The following is a 23,064-nucleotide window of genomic DNA, read 5'->3' on the forward strand; positions in this document are numbered from 1 at the left end:
CCCGTGTGGGCGGGTTTCTATTTTCCTGCCGTTCATGGTCAACGGTCGGTTAATCAATCGACGCTAATCTGATTGCCGTACTGCGTATCAGGGCGGGAATGCATGTGGACACGGCATCATAAGAAACGGAAACTGGGTCGGCTGGTGATGCCGCTGATCGCGGTCGCCTTTCTCTCCTACTTCGGCTATCATTCCATTCACGGCGGCTATGGCCTGAAGGCGACCGAGCAATTCGATCGTCAGATCGTCGAGCGGCAGGCGCGGCTGGATAAGCTCACGAAGCAGCGAATGATCCTCGAAAAGGAGGTTCAGCTGATGAGTGATGGGTCGCTGGAACGGGACATGCTGGATGAAAAGGCTCGCCTCGCGCTGAACATGTCGCGAAGTGACGAGATCGTTATTTTTCACCGTGCCGCAAATTAACCAGAATTCAGTTAATTGAAATTTGTAAAGCAAAATCAATTATTTGCGTGGAATGTGAGCCATGCAAATATGGCATTGCTGTGTCTGCTTTCTTTCCCTATGGTAACCGCAAAAGGCTAACCATTGGGAGGAACGAATGGCTCCGCGAAAATCCGCGTCCGTTTCCAGCCGCAAGAGTGCCGCAAAGCCGGCGAAGAAAGACTTCAACGGCGGCACGTTCGCCGACTTCTCCAAACAGGAAGATCTGAGTGCCTACCGCGAGATGCTGCTGATCCGGCGTTTCGAGGAAAAGGCCGGCCAGCTCTATGGCATGGGCTTCATCGGCGGCTTCTGTCACCTCTACATCGGCCAGGAAGCCGTTGTCGTCGGCATGCAGATGGCGCTGAAGGAAGGCGACCAGGTCATCACCGCCTACCGTGATCATGGCCACATGCTGGCCTGCGGCATGAGCGCCCGCGGCGTCATGGCCGAACTCACCGGTCGTCGCAGCGGCCTTTCCAAGGGGAAGGGCGGCTCGATGCACATGTTCTCCAAGGAAAAGCACTTCTATGGCGGCCACGGCATCGTCGGCGCCCAGGTGTCGCTCGGCACCGGTCTTGCCTTTGCCAACCGCTATCGCGGAAACGACAATGTGTCCGTTGCCTATTTCGGTGACGGCGCTGCCAACCAGGGCCAGGTCTACGAAAGCTTCAACATGGCGCAGCTCTGGAAGCTGCCGGTGATCTACGTGATCGAGAACAACCGCTACGCCATGGGTACTTCCGTTTCGCGGGCTTCGGCACAGACCGACTTCTCGCAGCGCGGCGTCTCCTTCAACATTCCGGGCTTCCAGGTCGACGGCATGGACGTGCGCGCGGTCAAGGCCGCTGGCGACGAGGCGGTCGAGCATTGCCGCTCGGGCAAGGGTCCGATCATCCTTGAGATGCAGACCTATCGCTACCGCGGTCACTCGATGTCCGATCCGGCGAAGTACCGCTCGAAGGACGAAGTGCAGAAGATGCGCTCGGAGCATGACCCGATCGAGCAGGTGAAGGCGCGTCTGACCGAAAAGGGTTGGGCGAACGAGGATGAGCTGAAGCAGATCGACAAGGAAGTCCGTGACATCGTTGCCGACAGCGCCGATTTTGCCCAGGCCGATCCGGAGCCGGATGCATCCGAGCTCTACACCGACATCCTGCTTTGATCCGGGGAGGGACAAACATGCCAGTAGAAATTCTTATGCCCGCCCTTTCCCCGACCATGGAGGAAGGCACGCTCTCGAAATGGCTGAAGAACGAGGGGGACAAGGTGTCCTCCGGCGACGTCATTGCCGAAATCGAGACCGATAAGGCAACGATGGAAGTCGAAGCCGTCGATGAAGGCACGATCGGCAAGCTCTTGATTGCCGCCGGCACCGAAGGCGTCAAGGTCAATACCCCGATCGCCGTGCTGCTGCAAGACGGCGAAGGCGCTGGCGACATCGCCGCTCCGAAGGCCGAAGCGCCGAAGGCAGCCGCTGCCGAAGCGCCGGCCGCTTCCGCGCCGGCTCCGGTTGCAGCCCAGCCGAAGGTCGAAGTCGCTGCTGATCCGGCGATCCCTGCCGGCACCGAAATGGTGACGATGACCGTTCGCGAAGCACTTCGCGACGCCATGGCCGAAGAAATGCGCGCAAGCGACGACGTCTTCGTCATGGGTGAAGAAGTCGCCGAATATCAGGGCGCCTACAAGATTACCCAGGGCCTGCTGCAGGAATTCGGCGCCCGCCGTGTCATCGATACCCCGATCACTGAGCACGGCTTTGCCGGCGTCGGCGTCGGCGCTGCCATGACCGGCCTTCGTCCGATCGTCGAGTTCATGACCTTCAACTTCGCCATGCAGGCGATCGACCAGATCATCAACTCCGCTGCCAAGACACTCTATATGTCCGGCGGCCAGATGGGCGCGCCGATCGTCTTCCGTGGCCCGAGCGGTGCCGCTGCCCGCGTGGCCGCCCAGCACTCGCAGTGCTACGCCGCCTGGTACAGCCATATCCCGGGCCTCAAGGTCGTCATGCCCTACACGGCTGCCGACGCCAAGGGCCTGCTCAAGGCTGCGATCCGCGACCCGAACCCGGTCATCTTCCTCGAAAACGAAATCCTCTACGGTCACTCCTTCGAAGTGCCGAAGCTTGACGATTTCGTGCTGCCGATCGGCAAGGCCCGTATCCACAAGATCGGCAAGGACGCAACGATCGTTTCCTTCGGTATCGGCATGACCTACGCCGTCAAGGCGGTTGCCGAACTCGAAGCCCAAGGCATCGATGTCGAACTGATCGACCTGCGCACCATCCGTCCGATGGACCTGCCGACGGTCATCGAATCCGTCAAGAAGACCGGCCGTCTGGTCACCGTCGAAGAAGGCTATCCGCAGTCTTCCGTCGGCACCGAGATCGCAACCCGCGTCATGCAGCAGGCCTTCGACTACCTTGACGCCCCGATCCTGACGATCGCCGGCAAGGATGTGCCGATGCCTTACGCCGCGAACCTCGAGAAGCTCGCGCTTCCGAACGTCGCAGAGGTTGTCGATGCGGTGAAAGCCGTTTGCTACAAATAAGGGGAGGGCCCTTCGATGCCTATCAACATCACAATGCCTGCCCTCTCCCCGACGATGGAAGAAGGCAATCTGGCCAAGTGGCTCGTCAAGGAAGGCGACAAGGTCAAGTCCGGTGACGTGATTGCCGAGATCGAGACCGACAAGGCGACGATGGAAGTCGAAGCCGTCGACGAAGGCACCGTTGCCAAGATCGTCGTTCCCGCCGGCACCGATGGCGTCAAGGTCAATGCGCTGATCGCCGTTCTCGCCGCCGATGGCGAGGATGTCGCCGCCGCCGCCAAGGGCGGCAACGGCGCGGCAGCACCGGCACCCGCCGCCAAGGCCGAAGCGCCTGCACCGGCAGCGCCGAGCGCTCCGGCTGCGGCTCCTGCCGCTGCACCGGCAGCAGCCCAGCCGGCCAGGGCCGAGGGCGGCGCACGCGTCTTCTCCTCGCCGCTCGCACGCCGTCTGGCAAAGGACACGGGCATTGACCTGTCGGCAGTTGCCGGCACCGGTCCTCATGGCCGCGTCGTCAAGAAGGACGTCGAAGCCGCCGTCTCCGGTGGCGCTGCCAAGCCCGCCGCCGCACCGGCCGCCGGCGCTGCTGCTCCTGCAGCCGCACCGCTTGCCAAGGGCATGTCGGAAGACGCCGTTCTCAAGCTGTTCGAGCCGGGTTCCTACGAACTCGTGCCGCATGACGGCATGCGCAAGACGATCGCCAAGCGTCTCGTCGAATCCAAGCAGACGATCCCGCACTTCTACGTGTCGGTGGACTGCGAACTCGACGCGTTGCTGGCACTGCGTGCGCAGCTCAACGCAGCGGCTCCCGAGCAGGGTGGCAAGCCGGTCTACAAGCTCTCCGTCAACGACATGGTCATCAAGGCCCTGGCGCTGGCACTGCGCGATGTTCCGAACGCGAATGTCTCGTGGACCGAGAGCAACATGGTCAAGCACAAGCACGCCGACGTCGGCGTTGCCGTGTCGATCCCGGGCGGCCTGATCACCCCGATCATCCGCCAGGCGGAACTGAAGAGCCTGTCGGCCATCTCCAACGAGATGAAGGACCTCGGCCAGCGTGCCAAGGACCGCAAGCTAAAGCCCGAAGAATACCAGGGCGGCACGACTGCCGTCTCCAACATGGGCATGATGGGCGTCAAGAACTTCGCCGCCGTCGTCAACCCGCCGCATGCCACGATCCTCGCGGTCGGCGCCGGCGAGGAGCGCGTCGTCGTCAAGAACAAGCAGATGGTCATCGCCAACGTCATGACCGTCACGCTTTCGACCGACCATCGCTGCGTCGATGGCGCGCTCGGTGCCGAACTGCTCGGTGCCTTCAAGCGCTACATCGAAAACCCGATGGGCATGCTGGTCTGAGTTGGATGAGGGCCGGCCTTCGGGCCGGTCCGTTCCTTTTCGCGCAGTCGAAGGCGGGCCCGGACGATGAAAACAGTTCTCTGCTATGGCGACAGTCTGACCTGGGGCTATGATGCCACGGATGGCGGTCGACATGCGCTTGCCGATCGCTGGCCGAGTGTCTTGCAGAAGGCGCTGGGGCCGGACGTCCAGGTCATCGCCGAGGGGCTGAACGGCCGCACGACCGCCTACGACGATCACCTCGCCGATTGCGACCGCAATGGTGCGAAGGTGCTGCCGACGCTGCTGCACAGCCACGCGCCGCTCGATCTCATCATTCTTCTTCTCGGCGCAAATGACATGAAGCCGGTGATCCACGGAACCGCCTTCGGCGCCGTGAAGGGCGTCGAGCGGCTGGTCAATCTGGTGCGCCGTCACGATTGGCCGGTTGAGAGTGAGGACGGCCCGGAGATCCTGATCGTGTCGCCGCCGGTGCTTTGCGAAACTGCCGACGCCGGCTTTGCCGCAATGTTCGCAGGCGGCATCGAGCAGTCTTCGATGCTGGCGCCCCTTTATCGCGATCTCGCCGACGAACTCGATTGCGGCTTCTTCGATGCCGGATCAGTGGCGGTGACGACGCCGCTCGATGGCGTGCATCTCGATGCGGAAAACACGCGTGCGATTGGCCGGGGTCTGGAACCGGTCGTGCGGATGATGCTCGGGGTCTGAGAATGGTCGGGGGCGTCACCATACGTCCGGCCGAAAGACGTGAGGCGGCGGAACTCGCCATCCTCGTCGATATCGCCGCGCATGGCTTTGCCACCTGGCTCTGGTACGGCGCCGTCCAGCATGGGGTGACGGATACGGCTTTTGAGCGCGGGCGCAACAAGCTGCGCGAAGAGCCGGGTCCGGGGAACTGGCGTGATGCGCTGGTTGCCGAGGTCGATGACGAGGTTGCCGGACTGTCGCTCGGCTATGGGGTCGGGCCGGAAGCGGCTGAGATTGTTGCCGGGCACCCGGTTCTCGAGCCCCTGCTGGCGCTGCAGCGGCAGATCGTCGGCCACTGGTTCATAGAGAGCCTGGGCGTCTATCGCCATCAGCGCGGCCGGGGGATCGGCAAGGCGCTTCTGGCAAAGGAATTCGAACGCGCCGGATCGGCGCCGGTGAGCCTGATCACCGAGAGCCACAACGGCAGGGCTCAGGCACTATACAGGGCAAACGGTTTCGGCGAGGCAGCGCGCGCCGAGGCGGTTCCGCTCTTTGAGGAAAGCAAGAAACACGACTGGGTGCTCTTCACCCGCAAAGTCGCTTGAGACAAAGGCAGGAAACACATGGCTGAGAATTACGACGTCATCGTCATCGGTTCGGGTCCGGGGGGCTATATCGCCGCCATTCGTGCGGCACAGTTGGGTCTCAAGACCGCGGTCGTCGAGCGCGAGCATCTGGCCGGCATCTGCTCCAACTGGGGCTGCATCCCGACCAAGGCGCTGCTGCGCTCCGCCGAAGTTCTGCACTACGCCCAGCACCCGGGCAGCTATGGCATCAAGATCGAAGGCACGGTGACGCCGGACCTGAAGGCGATCGTTGCACGCTCGCGCGGCATTGCCGAGCGCATGAATGGCGGCGTCGGCTTCCTGATGAAGAAGAACAAGGTCGATGTGATCTGGGGTGAAGCCAAGCTCACGAAGCCCGGCGAAATCGTCGTCGGCAAGTCGACGAAGCCGGTCGTCCAGCCGCAGGCGCCGCTGCCGAAGAACACCAAGGGCGAGGGCACCTACACCGCCAAGCATATCATCATCGCGACCGGCGCCCGCCCACGCGCGCTGCCGGGTATCGAGCCCGATGGCAAGCTGATCTGGACCTACTTCGAGGCGATGAAGCCTGAGGAAATGCCGAAGTCGCTGCTGGTCATGGGCTCGGGCGCGATCGGCATCGAATTCGCCTCCTTCTACCGCACCATGGGTGTGGACGTGACGGTCGTCGAAGTGATGCCGAACGTGATGCCGGTCGAAGATGCCGAGATTTCGAACATCGCCAAGAAGCAGTTCGAAAAGCAAGGCATGAAGATCCATCTCCAGGCCAAGGTGACGAAGGTCGAGAAGGCTGCCAACTCGATCACCGCCCATGTCGAGATGAAGGACGGCAAGGTCGAGAAGATCACCGCTGACCGCATGATCTCGGCCGTCGGCGTTCAGGGCAACATCGAGAACCTCGGCCTCGAAACGCTCGGGGTCAAGACCGACCGCGGCTGCATCGTCATCGACGGCTACGGCAAGACCAACGTTCCCGGCGTCTACGCCATCGGCGACGTCGCCGGACCGCCGATGCTCGCACACAAGGCCGAGCATGAGGCCGTCATCTGCGTCGAAAAGATCGCTGGCCTGCCGAACGTCCACCCGATGGACAAGCTGAAGATCCCGGGCTGCACCTATTGCCACCCGCAGGTCGCCTCCGTCGGCCTTACGGAAGCCAAGGCCAAGGAACTCGGACGCGACATCCGCGTCGGCCGTTTCCCCTTCGTGGCCAACGGCAAGGCGATCGCGCTCGGCGAGGACCAGGGCATGGTCAAGACGATCTTCGACAAGAAGACCGGCGAACTCTTGGGCGCCCACATGGTCGGTGCGGAAGTCACCGAACTGATCCAGGGCTTCGTCGTCGCGATGAACCTCGAGACGACCGAAGAAGATCTGATGCACACGATCTTCCCGCATCCGACGATCTCCGAGACGATGAAGGAAAGCGTGCTCGACGCCTACGGCCGCGCGCTCAACGCCTGATGGTTTCGGCGCCGGCGTTTTTGGTGTAGCTTTGGCATTGATAATGGGCGCATTTTCAATGCACGGAGACCAAAATGAGCGTGAACGGCGTCGGTATTTTGGCTGCGATCATCGTCGGCGGTTTGGCTGGGTGGCTCGCGGAGAAGTTCATGGGCAGCAGCATGGGGCTGATCATGAACATAGTGCTCGGCATCATCGGTGCGGTGGTGCTGAATTTCGTCCTGGCGGCCTTCGGCATGGCCTATGCCGGCTGGGTCGCCTACCTGATCATCGGCTTCATCGGCGCATGCCTGTTGATCGCCGCTGGTCGGGTCGTAAAACGATAGTCTGCCGGGCCTTCTGTGCTTCCGTCGGGCTTCGAAAATAGACGGCCTGACATTTCTGGTCGGGCCGTCTATATAGAGCGAAAATGGGTCATCCGGCCTGATGCCGAACCCGCCGCGACGAGGAAGACAGTATGGTAACGGTGTTCGATGCCGTCTCTGACCGGGCGCAACGCGTCCGCCACCCGGAAAAGGCCCACAAGCCCGACACGGAAGTGATGCGCAAGCCGGAGTGGATCCGCGTCAAGGCGCCGATGTCCAAGGGCTACCAGGAGACGCGCGAGTTGGTGCGTTCGCACAAGCTCGTGACCGTGTGCGAGGAAGCCGGTTGCCCGAACATCGGCGAATGCTGGGACAAGAAGCACGCCACCTTCATGATCATGGGCGAGATCTGTACCCGCGCCTGCGCCTTCTGCAATGTCGCGACCGGGAAGCCGAATGCGCTCGACATGGAAGAGCCGGCCAACATCGCCAAGGCCGTCAAGCAGATGGGCCTCAGCCACGTCGTCATCACTTCGGTCGACCGTGACGATCTGGAAGATGGCGGCGCCGAACATTTCGAGAAGGTCATCTGGGCGATCCGCGAGGCCTCGCCGACGACGACCATCGAGATCCTGACGCCGGACTTCCTGAAGAAGCCGGGCGCTCTGGAGCGCGTCGTTGCCGCCAAGCCCGACGTCTTCAACCACAATATGGAAACGGTTCCCGGCAACTACCTGACGGTCCGCCCCGGTGCGCGCTACTTCCACTCCGTCCGCCTGCTGCAGCGCGTGAAGGAACTGGACCCGACCATGTTCACCAAGTCCGGCATCATGGTCGGCCTCGGCGAAGAGCGCAACGAAGTGCTGCAGTTGATGGACGACCTGAGGACCGCCGATGTCGACTTCCTGACGATCGGCCAATATCTGCAGCCGACGCGCAAGCACCACAAGGTCGAAGCGTTCGTCACGCCCGAGGAGTTCAAGTCCTACGAGACCGTCGCCTACACCAAGGGCTTCCTGATGGTGTCGTCGAGCCCGCTGACGCGCTCGTCGCACCACGCCGGCGACGACTTTGCGCGGCTGCGTGCAGCCCGCGAAAAGAAGCTGGCGGCCGTGGCAGGCTGACGGCTCGGCTGCTCAAAAAAGACCGAAACTCCGGCCCCGCGCCGGAGTTTCGTATTGGGTTTCGTTGTTCCCGAGTTCCGCGGGAGTTTCCATGGACCTGCTGTCAAAACCGGCAATCGTCAACTATGTCGACGATGCCGTTGCCGCCGACCATATTCGCAGTGCCAGGCGTATCCTCGTTGTCGGGTGCTCCGGCGGCGGCAAGTCGATGCTTTCACAGAAGCTCGCCCGTCAGTTCCAGTTCACCTACATCTCGATCGATCGCGATATCCGGTGGTTGCCGGGTTGGGCAGAGCGTGACCGGGCGGAGCAGCGCCAGCGCATTGTCGAGAGGATCGCCGCCGATCGCTGGGTCATGGATGGCACCGGTCCGTCCACATTCGATATCCGGGTGCCGAGGAGCGACATCGTGATCTGGGTGCGTATGCCGCGGCTTGTCTGCATATGGGGCGTCGTCACCCGCTGGCTGAAACATTTCGGCCGCACCCGCCCGGAGATGGCGCCGGGCTGCATCGAAAAGGTCGATTGGGATTTCCTTCAGTTCATCTGGACGTTTGAGCAGAAGTTTACGCCGCACATCGTCGCAGGTCTGGCGAAGCACGGCCCTAACGTGCCAGTTCTGCAGTTGAAATCGCGGCGCCAGATGCGCAGGCTCCTTGATCTTCTCGGTTCTCCCGCTTAACTCCCCTCTATGCCGCATTTCGAAACCAACCACGTCGTCAAGCACACCGCAGACCAGATGTTCGACCTCGTTGCCGACGTCGAGCAGTATCCGCAGTTCCTGCCGCTCTGTGAGGCGCTGACGGTGCGCTCGCGCAAGGAGCGCGATGGCAAAGTGCTGCTGCTTGCCGATATGACCGTCGGTTACAAGGCGATCCGCGAGACCTTCACGACGCAGGTGCTGCTGAACAAGGCAGAGCGGACGATCGACGTCAAATACATCGACGGGCCGTTCAAATATCTCGACAACCGCTGGCACTTCGAGCCTTCGGGCGAGGGGCAGTCGATCGTGCACTTCGACATCGACTACGAGTTCAAGAGCCGCATCCTCGGGGCCTTGATGGGCTCGATGTTCGACCGTGCCTTCCGCATGTTCTCCGACGCCTTCGAAAAGCGCGCCGACAGCATCTATTCGGCCTGAGCGATCTGCGTGAGCAGATCGAGTGCGGTGCGGATGGTCGCAAGCCTTATGTTGCTGCGGCCGATATCGCCGTAGCGCATCTCGCGATGCAGCAGCGCGCCGTTTCGCCCTGCCGCAGCGAGATGCACAAGGCCGACAGGCTTTTCAGCCGAACCACCGCTCGGCCCGGCGATGCCGGTGACGGCAACGGCGAAGTCAGCCGCCGAATGCGCGATTGCGCCCTGTGCCATCTCGATCGCCGTCTGCCGCGAGACGGCACCGTGGGCGACGAGCGTCGCCGTCTCGACGCCGAGCATTGCGACCTTTGCCTCATTGGAATAGGTGACGAAGCCGCGGTCGAGGACTGCCGACGAACCGGAGATCTCGGTCAGCGCACCGGCGATCAGGCCACCAGTGCAGGATTCGGCGGTCGCGACCTTGCGGCCATTTGCCGTGAACTGCGCGATGATCTCACCGGCTTTGACTTCGATGTCGGCGGACCACATCACGAAAGGTTCCCATAGACGACCGTCGCCGTGGCGATCGCGGCGATGCCTTCGTCGCGGCCGACGAAACCAAGGCGTTCGTTGGTCGTTGCCTTGACCGAGCACCGGTCGAGTGAAATCCCCAGCATGTCCGAGAGATTTTCGCGCATCGTCAGGCGGTGCGGCCCGACCTTCGGCGCTTCGGCGATCAGCGAAACGTCTGCATTGGTGATGATGCCGCCGCGCTCGCGCACGATTTTGGCCGCGTGCTCCAGGAAAATGCGAGACGGCGCGCCCTTCCATTGCGGATCGGACGGCGGGAAATGATCGCCGATGTCGCCGGCGCCACAGGTGGCGAGCAGCGCGTCGGTGAGCGCATGCAGCGCCACGTCGGCATCGGAATGGCCGGAAAGTTTCTTGGTGTGCGCAATGAAGACGCCACAGAGCGTGACGCCGTCGCCCTCGACGAGCTGGTGCACGTCGTAGCCGTTTCCGGTGCGCACATCGGGCAGGGCAATCCGATTGAGTTTCTCGTCGGCCATGGCGATATCCCTTTTCAGCGTAAGCTTGACGTTGTCGACGGCGCCTTCGACGAGCACGACCTTGAGGCCGGTCCATTCAGCGATCGACGCGTCGTCGGTAAAATCCGTGCGGCCGCTTCTCGCCGCCTCCCGGTGAGCGGCAAGAATGGCCTGGAGATCGAATGTCTGTGGCGTCTGTGCGCCGTAGAGGCCGTCGCGCGGCACGGTTTCCGTGACCATGCCATCCTTGCCGGCACGCTTCAGCGTGTCTGCGACGGCGACCGCCGGCAGTACGGCCCTGACGTCCTCACTCAATGCCGCAGCGCACCGCGACAGCAGCGCGTGATCGGCAAAGGGGCGCACCGCATCGTGGATCATCACGCGGCGCGCGCCGATGTCGGCCAGGGCTTCGAGGCCGGCGAGCACCGATATCTGCCGGGTCGCGCCACCGTGGACGATGATCACGTCGCTGGCCACGGAGCGCTTGCATGCAGCGTCGAACAACGCCTCGTCGTCCGGATGGATGACGACGACGATCGGACCGGCGCCCGGCCATGTCGCGAAAGTGTCAAGCGTATGGGCGATAACGGGGCGGTCGCCGATGGTTCGGTACTGCTTCGGGCCCTCGGCGGATTGCCCGGCGCGTTCGCCGCGTCCTGCCGCGACGATAACCACGCCGCACTTGAACTGTTCTTGAGGCTGCATTTTCTGTATGAGGTCCCGCATTCGCCGATCTTCGCCGTGATGTACCGCGAAGGGTCGTGCTTTGCCAGCTGAGCTTAGAATTTTGCGCGCCGCGCCGAAATCGCTTGGCAAGTCCGAGAACAGTGTCTAAAAATAGTGCAGGAACAACATGTGCCTGAAAGATATGCATTTGCCAATTCCGGCTCTTTCGTCTCCGCTTCGCATCGGATCCATCGAAATCCGCAACCGAGTTGCGCTCGCGCCTATGTCCGGCGTCACCGATCTCCCATTCCGGCGGCTTGCCTGGCGCTTCGGTGCGGGTTTCGTCGTGACCGAAATGGTGGCTAGCCGTGAACTGGTCGGCAATGCCCAGGAATCCTGGGCGCGGCTGAAGAACTCCGGGATCGAGCCGCACATCGTCCAGCTTGCGGGCCGTGAGGCCCACTGGATGGCGGAGGCCGCGAAGATCGCTGCCGACAATGGCGCCGACATCATCGACATCAATATGGGCTGCCCGGCAAAGAAGGTGACGGGCGGTTATTCCGGTTCGGCCCTGATGCGCGACCCCGATCACGCGTTGTCGTTGGTCGAGGCGACCGTCAACGCCGTCGATGTGCCCGTTACGCTGAAGATGCGGCTCGGCTGGGATGAAAACTCGATCAATGCGCCGCTGATTGCCAAGCGCGCCGAAGAGGCGGGCGTGAAGGCAATTACCGTGCACGGCCGCACGCGCATGCAGTTCTACAACGGCAAGGCGGATTGGGATGCGATCCGATTGGTCCGCGAGGTCGTCACCGTGCCGCTGGTCGCCAATGGTGACGTGGAGACGGTCGCCGATGCAGAAGAGATTCTCCGCCGATCGGGCGCGGACGCCGTCATGGCCGGCCGGTCCTCGCAGGGGCGCCCGTGGCACGTCGGGCTTCTCGCCGGGGCGGTCACGCATCCGTCAGCGGCGGAGGTCGCCGATATCTTTGCGGAGCACTACGAGATGATGCTCGAGTTCTATGGCGTTGAGGTCGGCCTCCGGCATGCCCGCAAGCATGTCGCCTGGTATCTCGATCGCGCCGCCCCTGACCTTGCGGGCCCGGAAAAGGCCGCAATCCTGACATCGACCGATGCCCGTTTCGTCCGTGACAGGGCCCGTGCGGCGATGCTCGACGCCACCTCGAGTAAGCCGGAAGGCGAGGCGGTAGCAGAAGGAATTGCCGCATGACCGAGAAACCGAGCATGCCGGATGCCGTCGCCAACGGTCTGTCGATGGCGGTTCTGAACGCCATCCAGAACCCGGTGATCATGGTGGACGCCAAGGGTCTCGTCGCCTTTGCCAACTGGGAGGCCGAATCGTTTTTCGGCGCCAGCGCCAACCACCTGGCGCGCCATGACATCAGCGCCTTCATTCCCTTTGGTAGTCCGCTGCTGACGCTGATCGAGCAGGTGCGCGAGCGCAAGGCGCCGGTCAACGAGTATCGCGTCGACCTGAGTTCGCCGCGCCTTGGGGCGGACAAGCTGGTCGATCTCTATGTCGCCCCTGTACTGTCCGAGCCGGGTGCGGTCGTCGTCGTCTTCCAGGAGCGTTCGATGGCCGACAAGATCGACCGGCAGCTGACGCATCGCGGTGCTGCCCGTTCGGTGACCGGTCTCGCCTCGATGCTGGCGCATGAAATCAAGAACCCGCTCTCGGGCATCCGAGGTGCTGCGCAACTGCTGGAGACCTCCGCCAACGACGAGGACCGCGCGCTGACGCGACTGATCTGCGACGAGACCGACCGCATCGTTTCGCTGGTCGATCGCATGGAGGTGTTTTCCGACGAGCGCCCCGTCGATCGCGTGCCGCTGAACATCCATTCGGTGCTCGACCACGTGAAGGCGATCGCCAAGGCCGGCTTCGCCCGCCACATCAAGTTCGCGGAGCACTACGATCCGTCGCTGCCGCCCGTCTATGCCAACCGCGATCAGCTGGTTCAGGTGTTCCTGAACCTGATCAAGAATGCGGCCGAAGCGATCGGCGAACGCCACGACGGCGAAATCCTGCTGACGACCGCCTACCGGCCGGGCATTCGCCTGTCGGTTGCCGGGACGCGCGAGAAGATCTCGCTGCCGCTGGAATTCTGCGTGCACGACAATGGCCCAGGCGTCCCTCAGGACCTGCTGCCGCTCTTGTTTGACCCCTTCATCACCACCAAGACCAATGGTTCAGGCCTGGGTCTCGCTCTGGTTGCCAAGATCATCGGCGGCCATGGCGGGATCGTCGAATGCGACAGCCAGCAGAACCGCACCACCTTCCGCGTGCTGATGCCTGCCTCCAAGGGCCAGGCCGCGGATGACGACGACATGCCGATGACAAAAGGAAACCTTGCATGACCGGTGCCACGATCCTCGTCGCGGATGACGACGCCGCCATTCGCACCGTGCTGAACCAGGCGCTGAGCCGCGCCGGCTACGATGTCCGCATCACCTCCAACGCGGCGACGCTGTGGCGCTGGATTGCGGCGGGCGATGGCGATCTGGTCGTGACCGACGTGGTGATGCCGGACGAAAACGCCTTCGATCTTCTCCCGCGCATCAAGAAGGCGCGCCCCGACCTGCCGGTGCTGGTCATGAGCGCCCAGAACACATTCATGACGGCGATCAAGGCCTCGGAGAAGGGCGCCTACGACTATCTGCCGAAGCCTTTCGACCTGACCGAGTTGATCGGCATCATCGGCCGGGCGCTGTCGGAGCCGAAGCGCCGGCCGGCAAAGCTCGACGACGACACCCAGGACGGCATGCCGCTGGTCGGCCGCTCGGCTGCGATGCAGGAAATCTACCGGGTGCTGGCGCGCCTGATGCAGACCGACCTGACCCTGATGATCACCGGCGAGTCCGGCACCGGAAAGGAGCTTGTTGCCCGCGCGCTGCACGACTATGGCAAGCGCCGCAACGGTCCGTTTGTCGCGATCAACATGGCGGCGATCCCGCGCGACCTGATCGAATCGGAACTGTTCGGCCACGAGAAGGGCGCGTTTACCGGCGCGCAGATGCGCTCGACCGGGCGTTTCGAGCAGGCCGAAGGCGGAACGCTCTTCCTCGACGAAATCGGCGACATGCCGATGGACGCGCAGACGCGTCTTCTACGGGTCTTGCAGCAGGGGGAATATACGACCGTCGGCGGACGCACGCCGATCCGCTCCGACGTGCGTATTGTCGCGGCAACCAACAAGGACCTGAAGCAGTCGATCAATCAGGGCCTGTTCCGCGAAGACCTCTACTATCGTCTGAACGTCGTGCCGCTGCGGTTGCCGCCGCTGCGCGACCGTGCCGAGGACATTCCGGACCTCGTGCGCCACTTCGTCCAGCAAGCGGAAAAGGAAGGCTTGGACGTCAAGCGCTTCGACCATGAGGCGCTGGAGCTGATGAAGGCGCACCCCTGGCCAGGCAACGTTCGCGAGCTGGAGAACCTGGTGCGGCGCCTGACGGCACTTTATCCACAGGATGTCATCAGCCGCGAGATCATCGAAAACGAGCTTCGCTCCGAGATCCCGGATAGCCCAATCGAGAAGGCGGCGGCGCGTCCGGGCTCGCTGACGATTTCGCAGGCGGTCGAAGAAAATATGCGCCAGTATTTCGCAAGCTTTGGCGAGGCCTTGCCTCCGGCCGGCCTTTACGACCGGGTACTTGCGGAAATGGAGTATCCGCTGATCCTCGCAGCGCTCACCGCCACCCGCGGCAACCAGATCAAGGCGGCCGATCTGCTCGGACTCAACCGCAACACGCTGCGCAAGAAGATCCGTGAGCTCGGTGTTTCGGTCTATCGCAGCTCACGCAGCGCTTGACTTGGCCGCACCCACCGTTGCATTTTCGCCACAATGCGTTGCTTGAACGGATAACGGCCGCCGAATCGCGCGTCGTTGCCGTCCTGTTCAATCGATTTGACCCAATCGATTGACGGGGGGGCCGCGCGGCAGCCCATCTGGGTGGTGAGGTCAACCTTTGACCCGAGAATGCAAGCAAGAGATGCCGTCGCCGGCCGGCGACGGTTGGGGGAACGCTTTTCATGGTGGACGCAATGGCCTTGCCGCTGGGCACAGATGAGGGACTGGCGGCGCAGGATCGCCGTGGCTCCTTTGCCCTGCCGGGCCTGATGTTGGCAACCGGCGCGCTGATCTGTGCGACCGTCTCCCTGCTCGTGCTTCTCGGCCTGACGCCAATCAAGCTCGAACGAAATATCGTCATCGCCTGTGCGGCGATCAACAGCCTCTTCGTCGTCGGCCTCATCTATCTGATCGCCCGTGAAATCCTGCGTCTGCTGCGCGCCCGCCACAAAGGCCGTGCCGCAGCCCGACTGCACGTGCGCATCGTCGCGCTGTTTTCAATCGTGGCGATCACGCCGGCGGTTCTCGTCGCGATCTTTGCCAGCATCACGCTCGATGTCGGCCTTGACCGCTGGTTCTCGCTCCGAACCCAGGCGATCGTCCGCTCCTCGATCAACGTGGCGCAGGCCTACGTGCTCGAGAATGCCAGCTATCTCCAGGGCCAGACCGTCTCGATGGCGAACGACCTCGAGCGCAACCGTCAGCTCTACAGCCTCGACCGTACGGGCTTTGCCGAGCTGATGACCCGCCAGGCGCGCGGACGCGGCATGCTTGGCGCCTTTCTTGTGCGTGCCGACGGCAGCCCCATCGTGCAGGCCAACATCTCGACCGATCGGCCGCTGCCGGCGATCCCGCCGGATGCGTTGAAGAGTTCCGTCTCCGGCCAGCCGACCCTGATCCCGCCAGGGATCACCAACCTTGTCGGCGCAGTCATCCCGCTTGACGACATCCCGGGCACCTTCCTCTACACGGTTCGCAACGTCGATCCGGAGGTGATGCGCTCGCTCCGGCTGATGGAGGAGAACACCGCCGAGTACAAGATGCTCGAGGCCGGGCGAACCTTCACCCAGATCGCCTTCGGCGTCCTCTATCTCGGCTTTGCCCTCATCGTACTGCTGGCCGCGATCTGGACCGCGATCGCCGTCGCTGACCGGATTGTCCGGCCCATCCGCCAGCTGATCGGTGCCGCCGACAGCGTCGCTTCCGGTAATCTCGATGTCGTCGTGCCGGTGCGCGCCGTCGATGGCGACGTCGGTAATCTGTCACGAACCTTCAACAAGATGGTTTCTGAGATCCGCAGCCAGCAGGAGCAGATCCTGGAGGCCAAGGACGAAGTCGACCACCGCCGCCGCTTCATCGAGGCGGTTCTGTCGGGCGTGACCGCGGCTGTCATCGGTGTCGGTCGTGACCGCCAGATCACCATTGCCAATCCGTCGTCCGAAGATTTCCTGAAGAAGGCCGCGCCGGATCTTCTCGGTGCCGATCTCAGGCAGATCGCGCCCGAGATCGAGGAGGTCCTGGTCGAGGCCGAAGGGCGCCATCGCAACGATTACCGCAAGCAGATCAACGTTATGCGCGGCGGAACCGAGCGCACGCTGAACGTTCAGGTGACGCGCGAAGAGGGCGGCGAGGCGAACGAATCCTACGTCATCACCATCGACGACATCACCGATCTCGTCATCGCCCAGCGCTCGACCGCCTGGGCGGACGTGGCGCGCCGCATCGCCCACGAGATCAAGAACCCGCTGACGCCGATCCAGCTTTCCGCCGAGCGCCTGAAGCGGCGCTACGGCAAACAGATCAATCAGGACGACAAAGCCGTTTTCGACCAGTGCACGGACACCATTGTGCGCCAGGTGGAAGACATCGGACGCATGGTGGACGAGTTCTCGGCCTTCGCGCGCATGCCGAAGCCGACAAAGGAACGGGCGGATCTTCGCGCGATCCTGAAGGATGCAGTGTTCCTGCGCGAAATGGGCAACAACCACATCAACTTCGTGCGCGATCTCGGCGAGGAGCCGCTTGAGGGCTCGTTCGACGGGCGCATGCTCGGTCAGGCCTTCGGCAACATCGTCAAGAATGCCGTGGAATCCATCGAGGCGGTGCCGGCAGATGCGGTCCGCGGCCAGCCTGTCGTCGTGGCGCGTGCGCGAACCGATGCGGCGACCGGCCAGTTTGTCGTCGACATCATCGACAACGGCAAGGGTCTGCCCACGGAAAACCGGCACCGTATTCTGGAGCCATACATGACGATGCGCGAGAAGGGCACGGGCCTGGGTCTCGCCATCGTCAAGAAGATCATTGAGGACCATGGCGGACAATTGGAATTGCACGACGCGCCTGCCGAATACGACGGCGGTGTCGGGGCGATGATCCGCGTGATCCTGCCGCCTGCCGGAGAAACCGGGGGCGAAGAGAGTTTGAAGGATAAGGGTGCGAGCGATGGCCGCTGATATTCTGGTTGTGGACGATGAGGAAGATATCCGCGAGATCGTGTCGGGTATCCTGTCCGACGAGGGGCACGAAACGCGCACCGCCTTCGACAGCGACAGCGCGCTGGCGGCGATCAGCGATCGCGTGCCGCGGCTGGTCTTCCTCGACATCTGGATGCAGGGAAGCCGCCTCGACGGCCTGGCGCTGCTCGACGAGATCAAGGGGCGGCACCCGGATCTTCCGGTTGTCATGATTTCCGGTCACGGCAACATCGAGACCGCGGTCAACGCCATCAAGCGCGGCGCCTATGATTTCATCGAGAAGCCCTTCAAGGCTGACCGTCTGATCCTGATCGCCGAACGGGCGCTGGAAAATTCCAAGCTCAGGCGCGAAGTCTCGGAGCTGAAGAAGAAGTCCGGCGATCCGGTCGAGCTGATCGGCACGTCCGTTGCCGTCTCGCAGCTTCGCCAGACGGTCGAAAAGGTCGCGCCGACCAACAGCCGCATCATGATCCAGGGGCCCTCTGGTTCCGGTAAGGAACTGGTCGCGCGTATGATCCACCGCAAGTCGACGCGATCGACGGGCCCCTTCGTGGCGCTGAACGCAGCGGCGATCACGCCGGACCGAATGGAAATCGCGCTCTTCGGGACCGAGGGCACGCCGGGCCAGCCGCGCCGCACGGGCGCGCTCGAGGAAGCCCATGGCGGCATCCTTTATCTCGACGAGATCGGCGAAATGCCGCGCGAGACGCAGAACAAGATCCTGCGCGTGCTCGTCGACCAGCAGTTCGAGCGTGTCGGCGGCACCAAACGCGTGAAGGTCGACGTCCGGATCATCTCGTCGACGGCCTACAATCTCGAAAACATGATCTCCGAGGGCCTGTTCCGCGAAGACCTGTTCCACCGGCTGGCGGTCATTCCGGTTCGTGTTCCGGCACTCGCCGAGCGGCGCGAAGACATTCCGTTCCTCGTCGACATGTTCATGCGCCAGGTCAGCGAGCAGGCGGGCATCCGTCCGCGCAAGATCGGCGACGACGCGCTGGCGGTGCTGCAGGCGCATGACTGGCCGGGCAACATCCGCCAGCTTCGCAACAACATCGAGCGGCTGATGATCCTTGCCCGCAGCGACGGTCCGGATACGCCGATCTCGGCCGACATGCTGCCGACCGAAGTGGGTGACACCCTGCCGAAGATTTCGGCCCAGGGCGACCAGCACATCATGACCTTGCCGTTGCGCGAGGCTCGCGAAATGTTCGAACGTGATTATCTGATCGCGCAGATCAACCGATTCGGCGGCAATATTTCGCGCACGGCGGAGTTTGTCGGTATGGAGCGGTCGGCGCTGCATCGGAAGCTGAAGTCGCTGGGCGTCTGAACCGGAATTTCCGGCCAACCCGCCCGCGCTCGCATGTGAAAGAACGACATGAAGGTAGTCATTTGTGGCGCGGGGCAGGTCGGTTACGGCATTGCCGAGCGACTGGCGCAGGAAGACAACGACGTTTCGGTGATCGATACGTCGGCGGCGCTGATCGCCAACATCACCGAGAGCCTCGACGTGCGCGGTTACGTCGGCCATGGCGCGCATCCGGATGTGCTCGCCAAGGCGGGTGCTGACCAGGCCGACATGCTGATTGCGGTCACGCTGTCCGACGAAGTCAACATCGTCGCCTGTGAAGTGGCGCACGCGATCTTCAACGTGCCGACGAAGGTTGCGCGCATTCGGGCGCAGAGCTATCTCGCGCCTGAGTATGCGAACCTGTTTTCGCGCGAGAACGTGCCGATCGACGTCACCATCTCGCCCGAAGTTGAGGTCGGGCGGCTCGTGCTGCGGCGCATTTCCTTTCCCGGCGCGATCGACGTTGTGCGTTTCGCCGATGACCGCATCGCCATGGTCGCCTTCGAGTGCCTGGAAGACTGTCCCGTCGTCGGCACGCCGCTGCAACAGTTGAGCGAACTGTTTCCTGACCTGCTTGCGACCGTCACCGGCATTTTCCGCAACGGCAAGGTGATCGTGCCCCATTCCGACGACCAGTTGCAGGCGGGCGATATCGCCTATGTCGTTTGCGATCGGGATCATGCGCGGCGCACGCTGACGCTCTTCGGCCACGAAGAGCAGGAGGCGCGGCGCATCATCATTTTCGGCGGCGGCAATGTCGGCTATTTCGTCGCCAAGACGATCGAGGAACACCAGCCGCGCACGCGGGTGAAGCTGATCGAGAGCGATCGCGACCGCGCGGTGATGATGGCCGACAAGCTGAGCAGCACGGTTGTCCTCAACGGGTCGGCCATGGACCAGCGGATCCTCGCGCAGGCCGATGTCCAGGACGCCGATCTCGTCGTGGCGCTCACGAACAACGACCAGATCAACATCCTCGGCAGCATGATGGCGAAACACCTGGGTGCAAAGTCCACACTCGTCCTCATCAACGAACCGTCCTACCAGGATTTTGCCGCGACTGCCGGCGTCGACGCCTATGTGAACCCGCGCGCGGTGACCATTTCGCGCGTGCTGCAGCATGTCCGCAAGGGCCGCATCCGCTCGGTCTATGCGGTGCAAAAGGGCATGGCCGAGGTGATCGAGGCCGAGGCTCTGGAAACGTCCCCGCTCGTCGGCAAGGCCCTGCGCGACCTCGAACTTCCCGACGGAATCCGCATCGGCGCGCTCTATCGCGACAAGACGTTCATCCGCCCCGATGGCGCCACCCGGATCAAGGCGAAGGACCGCGTCGTGCTCTTCGCCACCGCCGATGCGGTGCGCCATGTCGAGCAACTGTTCCGCGTCAGCATCCAGTATTTCTAAGGTCGAGACGATGTCCCGAATTGCCTATGTCAACGGCGCCTACGTGCCGCACGCGGACGCCGGCGTCCATATCGAGGACCGCGGTTATCAGTTCGCCGACGGGGTCTACGAGGTCTGCGAGGTCCGTCACGGCTATATCGTCGATCTCACCCGTCATCTCGATCGCCTCGGCCGCTCGCTCAGCGGACTGCGCATCGACTGGCCGATGACAAGGGCCGCGCTCGTCCACGTGATCCGCGAAGTCATCCGGCGCAACCGGGTGAGAAACGGCCTGTTCTACATGCAGGTCACGCGCGGCGTGGCGCGCCGCGATCACGTCTTTCCCGTAGCGGAAACACGCCCGTCGATCGTGGTGACGGCGAAGCGCACCGACGCTGCAGCCATTGCCAGGAAGGCGACCCATGGCATTGCGGCGATCACGGTGCCGGAAAACCGTTGGGATCGTGTCGATATCAAGTCGGTCGGGCTTCTGCCCAACGTGCTGGCGCGCCAGAAAGCCAAGGAGGAAGGCGCACAGGAGGCGATCTTCGTCGATGCTGACGGCACGGTGAAGGAAGGCGCAGCGACCAATGTCTGGATTGTCGACCGCGACGGAAACCTGCGCACACGACCGGCAGAACACGGCATCCTCAAGGGAATCACCCGCACCACCTTGATGGATGTGGCGGTGCCGCTTGGGCTTAAAATCGAGGAGAGGGCGTTCTCGGTCGATGAGATGCTCGCGGCGCGCGAAGTCTTTATTACGGCCGCCACCAGCATCTGTTTTCCGGTCGTTTCGATCGACGGCAAGCCGATCGGCAACGGCCATCCAGGAAGCATAGCACAGAATATTCGCGAAGCCTTTTTCGGCGTTGCGGAAAAGACATTGATTTGATACCAACTCTGAAGAGGTGTCGGGGAAGGTACTTGTGGCGCCTCTGATTGCTGAATTTGACAAAAATGCACCGGCGCAAAACGCCGGCAAATAAGAAAGAAGCGGCGCGATGGCGGAACGTTCTCAAAACTTGCAGGATCTCTTTCTCAATACGGTCCGCAAGCAAAAGATTTCCTTGACAATTTTTCTCATCAACGGCGTCAAGCTTACCGGCGTTGTGACCTCGTTCGACAACTTCTGCGTCCTGCTGCGTCGCGACGGCCACTCGCAACTGGTCTACAAGCACGCGATCTCGACCATCATGCCCGGCCAGCCGCTGCAGATGTTCGAGAACGAAGAAGCCGCATCCTGACGGGACGTTAGGCACATTACCAAACGTGATTCAAAATTGTCGTCGATCATTCCGGAGCTCGAGAAGCTCCGCGACGACATGCGCGCGGTCGTCATCGTTCCAGTCTTGAAAAAGACCGGACGGCAGTCCGCAGATATGCTCTCGACCACCACGACGCGCTCGGACGAAAGTCGCCTCGAAGAGGCGACCGGTCTCGCCATGGCGATCGATCTTGAGGTCGTGCATGGCGCCATCGTTCCGGTGGCGCAGCCGAAGCCGGGCACCTTGCTTGGTACCGGCAAGATCGAAGAGATTGGCCACATCCTCGTCGAGCTCGATGCCGGTCTTGTCATCGTCGACCATCCGCTGACGCCGGTGCAACAGCGCAATCTCGAGAAGGAATGGAACGCCAAGGTCATTGACCGTACGGGCCTCATTCTCGAAATCTTCGGCCGCCGCGCCTCCACCAAGGAAGGCACGCTGCAGGTCGATCTCGCGCATCTCAACTATCAGAAGGGCCGCCTGGTCCGAAGCTGGACCCACCTTGAGCGCCAGCGCGGCGGTGGCGGCTTCATGGGCGGTCCGGGTGAAACCCAGATCGAAGCGGACCGGCGCTTGCTGCAGGATCGCATCGTCAAGCTCGAGCGCGAGTTGGAGCAGGTGCGCCGCACACGGCAGTTGCATCGCTCTAAGCGCAAGAAGGTACCGCACCCGATCGTCGCCCTCGTCGGCTACACCAATGCCGGCAAGTCGACGCTGTTCAACCGCATGACCGGGGCAGGCGTTCTGGCCGAGGATATGCTGTTTGCGACGCTCGACCCGACGCTTCGGCGGCTGAAGCTGCCGCATGGCCGGATGGTCATCCTCTCCGACACTGTCGGCTTCATTTCCGACCTGCCGACCCATCTCGTAGCCGCGTTTCGCGCGACGCTGGAAGAGGTGCTGGAGGCGGATCTGATCCTGCATGTCCGCGACCTCTCGGACCCGGACAACCAGGCACAAGCAAGCGACGTTCTCAGAATCCTGTCCGATCTCGGCATCGACGAGAAGGAAGCCTCCGAGCGCCTGATCGAGGTCTGGAACAAGATCGACCGGTTGGATGACGAATCACGCGAGGCATTGCGCGGCAAAGCGGCGACGTCCAACAACACGGTTGCCGTTTCCGCGATCACCGGTGACGGCGTCGACGAACTGCTCGGCGAAATCGGCCGTCGTCTTTCCGGCGTCCTGACGGAATGCACTGTCGTTCTCGGCATCGATCAGCTGCAGCTTCTGCCCTGGGTCTACCAGCACGCGATCGTCGACGGTCGCGAAGACCTGGAAGACGGGCGTGTGAGCCTTGATCTCAGGTTGACCGAGAACGAGGCCTCCGAGCTGGAGCGTCGCCTTGGAAACGGGCCGAAGCCCGTCGAGGAAGACTGGTAAGCCGTAGCT

General features: G+C 62.7%; 22 protein-coding genes. 20 read left to right on the forward strand and 2 right to left on the reverse strand.

Going from position 1 to position 23,064, the window contains the following annotated elements; all coding sequences use genetic code 11:
• The first annotated feature begins 102 nt into the window (after positions 1 to 102).
• From FA04_RS06040 to FA04_RS06090, 11 genes are all read left to right on the forward strand, one after another.
• Positions 103 to 423, forward strand: a complete 321-nt coding sequence (locus FA04_RS06040) for an FtsB family cell division protein (RefSeq protein ID WP_034795840.1) — start codon at positions 103 to 105, stop codon at positions 421 to 423.
• Positions 424 to 559: 136 nt separating this feature from the next.
• The gene (gene pdhA, locus FA04_RS06045) at positions 560 to 1,606 is read left to right on the forward strand and encodes a pyruvate dehydrogenase (acetyl-transferring) E1 component subunit alpha (protein ID WP_034795824.1); all 1,047 of its coding nucleotides are present in this window, start codon (positions 560 to 562) and stop codon (positions 1,604 to 1,606) included.
• Between the two features lie 17 nt (positions 1,607 to 1,623).
• Positions 1,624 to 2,994, forward strand: a complete 1,371-nt coding sequence (locus FA04_RS06050) for a pyruvate dehydrogenase complex E1 component subunit beta (protein WP_034795821.1) — start codon at positions 1,624 to 1,626, stop codon at positions 2,992 to 2,994.
• 15 nt (positions 2,995 to 3,009) lie between these two features.
• Positions 3,010 to 4,347 (forward strand): pyruvate dehydrogenase complex dihydrolipoamide acetyltransferase, encoded by a 1,338-nt coding sequence (locus FA04_RS06055; RefSeq protein ID WP_034795817.1) that lies wholly within the window; start codon positions 3,010 to 3,012, stop codon positions 4,345 to 4,347.
• Positions 4,348 to 4,413: 66 nt separating this feature from the next.
• A complete protein-coding gene (locus tag FA04_RS06060) occupies positions 4,414 to 5,055 on the forward strand; it encodes an SGNH/GDSL hydrolase family protein (RefSeq protein WP_034795815.1) in 642 nt (213 codons plus the stop codon).
• A 2-nt stretch (positions 5,056 to 5,057) separates the two neighbouring features.
• On the forward strand, positions 5,058 to 5,639 hold the full coding sequence (locus FA04_RS06065) for a GNAT family N-acetyltransferase (protein WP_034795811.1): 582 nt from the start codon (positions 5,058 to 5,060) through the stop codon (positions 5,637 to 5,639).
• 18 nt (positions 5,640 to 5,657) lie between these two features.
• Entirely contained in the window at positions 5,658 to 7,103 is a 1,446-nt protein-coding gene (gene lpdA, locus FA04_RS06070) for a dihydrolipoyl dehydrogenase (protein ID WP_034795808.1), read from the forward strand.
• Positions 7,104 to 7,177: 74 nt separating this feature from the next.
• Positions 7,178 to 7,429 carry a GlsB/YeaQ/YmgE family stress response membrane protein gene (locus FA04_RS06075; protein WP_034795805.1) on the forward strand — a complete coding sequence of 84 codons (252 nt, stop codon included), beginning with the start codon at positions 7,178 to 7,180 and terminating at the stop codon, positions 7,427 to 7,429.
• Positions 7,430 to 7,560: 131 nt separating this feature from the next.
• Positions 7,561 to 8,532 (forward strand): lipoyl synthase, encoded by a 972-nt coding sequence (lipA, locus tag FA04_RS06080; protein WP_034795803.1) that lies wholly within the window; start codon positions 7,561 to 7,563, stop codon positions 8,530 to 8,532.
• A gap of 91 nt (positions 8,533 to 8,623) precedes the next feature.
• Positions 8,624 to 9,214, forward strand: coding sequence for a P-loop NTPase family protein (locus FA04_RS06085; RefSeq protein WP_034795798.1), 591 nt, complete (start codon positions 8,624 to 8,626; stop codon positions 9,212 to 9,214).
• Positions 9,215 to 9,223: 9 nt separating this feature from the next.
• Positions 9,224 to 9,673: a type II toxin-antitoxin system RatA family toxin gene (locus FA04_RS06090; RefSeq protein WP_034795795.1), complete on the forward strand. Its 450-nt coding sequence runs from the start codon at positions 9,224 to 9,226 to the stop codon at positions 9,671 to 9,673.
• On the opposite strand, the gene FA04_RS06095 is transcribed toward FA04_RS06090, so the two are convergent.
• Positions 9,661 to 10,158: a CinA family protein gene (locus tag FA04_RS06095; protein WP_034795789.1), complete on the reverse strand. Its 498-nt coding sequence runs from the start codon at positions 10,156 to 10,158 to the stop codon at positions 9,661 to 9,663. The genes FA04_RS06090 and FA04_RS06095 overlap by 13 nt on opposite strands.
• Complete coding sequence (locus FA04_RS06100; protein WP_177235725.1) at positions 10,158 to 11,363, reverse strand: bifunctional 2-C-methyl-D-erythritol 4-phosphate cytidylyltransferase/2-C-methyl-D-erythritol 2,4-cyclodiphosphate synthase; 1,206 nt, start codon at positions 11,361 to 11,363, stop codon at positions 10,158 to 10,160. The genes FA04_RS06095 and FA04_RS06100 overlap by 1 nt, the downstream gene beginning before the upstream one ends.
• A 148-nt stretch (positions 11,364 to 11,511) precedes the next feature.
• On the opposite strand from FA04_RS06100, the gene dusB reads away from it, so the two are divergent.
• From dusB to hflX, 9 genes are all read left to right on the forward strand, one after another.
• Positions 11,512 to 12,555 (forward strand): tRNA dihydrouridine synthase DusB, encoded by a 1,044-nt coding sequence (dusB, locus tag FA04_RS06105; protein ID WP_034795782.1) that lies wholly within the window; start codon positions 11,512 to 11,514, stop codon positions 12,553 to 12,555.
• The gene (locus tag FA04_RS06110; protein WP_034795779.1) at positions 12,552 to 13,703 is read left to right on the forward strand and encodes a two-component system sensor histidine kinase NtrB; all 1,152 of its coding nucleotides are present in this window, start codon (positions 12,552 to 12,554) and stop codon (positions 13,701 to 13,703) included. The genes dusB and FA04_RS06110 overlap by 4 nt, the downstream gene beginning before the upstream one ends.
• On the forward strand, positions 13,700 to 15,154 hold the full coding sequence (gene ntrC / locus FA04_RS06115; protein ID WP_034795776.1) for a nitrogen regulation protein NR(I): 1,455 nt from the start codon (positions 13,700 to 13,702) through the stop codon (positions 15,152 to 15,154). Before FA04_RS06110 ends, ntrC begins: the two co-directional genes overlap by 4 nt.
• Positions 15,155 to 15,375: 221 nt before the next feature.
• A complete protein-coding gene (locus FA04_RS06120; protein WP_034795774.1) occupies positions 15,376 to 17,646 on the forward strand; it encodes a sensor histidine kinase NtrY-like in 2,271 nt (756 codons plus the stop codon).
• Complete coding sequence (ntrX, locus tag FA04_RS06125; protein WP_034795770.1) at positions 17,636 to 19,000, forward strand: two-component system response regulator NtrX; 1,365 nt, start codon at positions 17,636 to 17,638, stop codon at positions 18,998 to 19,000. The genes FA04_RS06120 and ntrX overlap by 11 nt, the downstream gene beginning before the upstream one ends.
• A 48-nt stretch (positions 19,001 to 19,048) precedes the next feature.
• Complete coding sequence (gene trkA, locus FA04_RS06130; protein ID WP_034795767.1) at positions 19,049 to 20,425, forward strand: Trk system potassium transporter TrkA; 1,377 nt, start codon at positions 19,049 to 19,051, stop codon at positions 20,423 to 20,425.
• A 10-nt stretch (positions 20,426 to 20,435) separates the two neighbouring features.
• A complete protein-coding gene (locus FA04_RS06135) occupies positions 20,436 to 21,299 on the forward strand; it encodes a D-amino-acid transaminase (RefSeq protein ID WP_034795762.1) in 864 nt (287 codons plus the stop codon).
• A gap of 109 nt (positions 21,300 to 21,408) precedes the next feature.
• Positions 21,409 to 21,651: an RNA chaperone Hfq gene (gene hfq, locus FA04_RS06140; RefSeq protein ID WP_003535434.1), complete on the forward strand. Its 243-nt coding sequence runs from the start codon at positions 21,409 to 21,411 to the stop codon at positions 21,649 to 21,651.
• A 78-nt stretch (positions 21,652 to 21,729) separates the two neighbouring features.
• A complete protein-coding gene (gene hflX, locus FA04_RS06145) occupies positions 21,730 to 23,055 on the forward strand; it encodes a GTPase HflX (protein WP_034796024.1) in 1,326 nt (441 codons plus the stop codon).
• The last annotated feature ends 9 nt before the right edge of the window (positions 23,056 to 23,064 follow it).

Origin of the sequence: Ensifer adhaerens (assembly GCF_000697965.2) — a bacterium.
In the GTDB taxonomy this organism is placed as follows: Bacteria; Pseudomonadota; Alphaproteobacteria; order Rhizobiales; family Rhizobiaceae; genus Ensifer; species Ensifer adhaerens.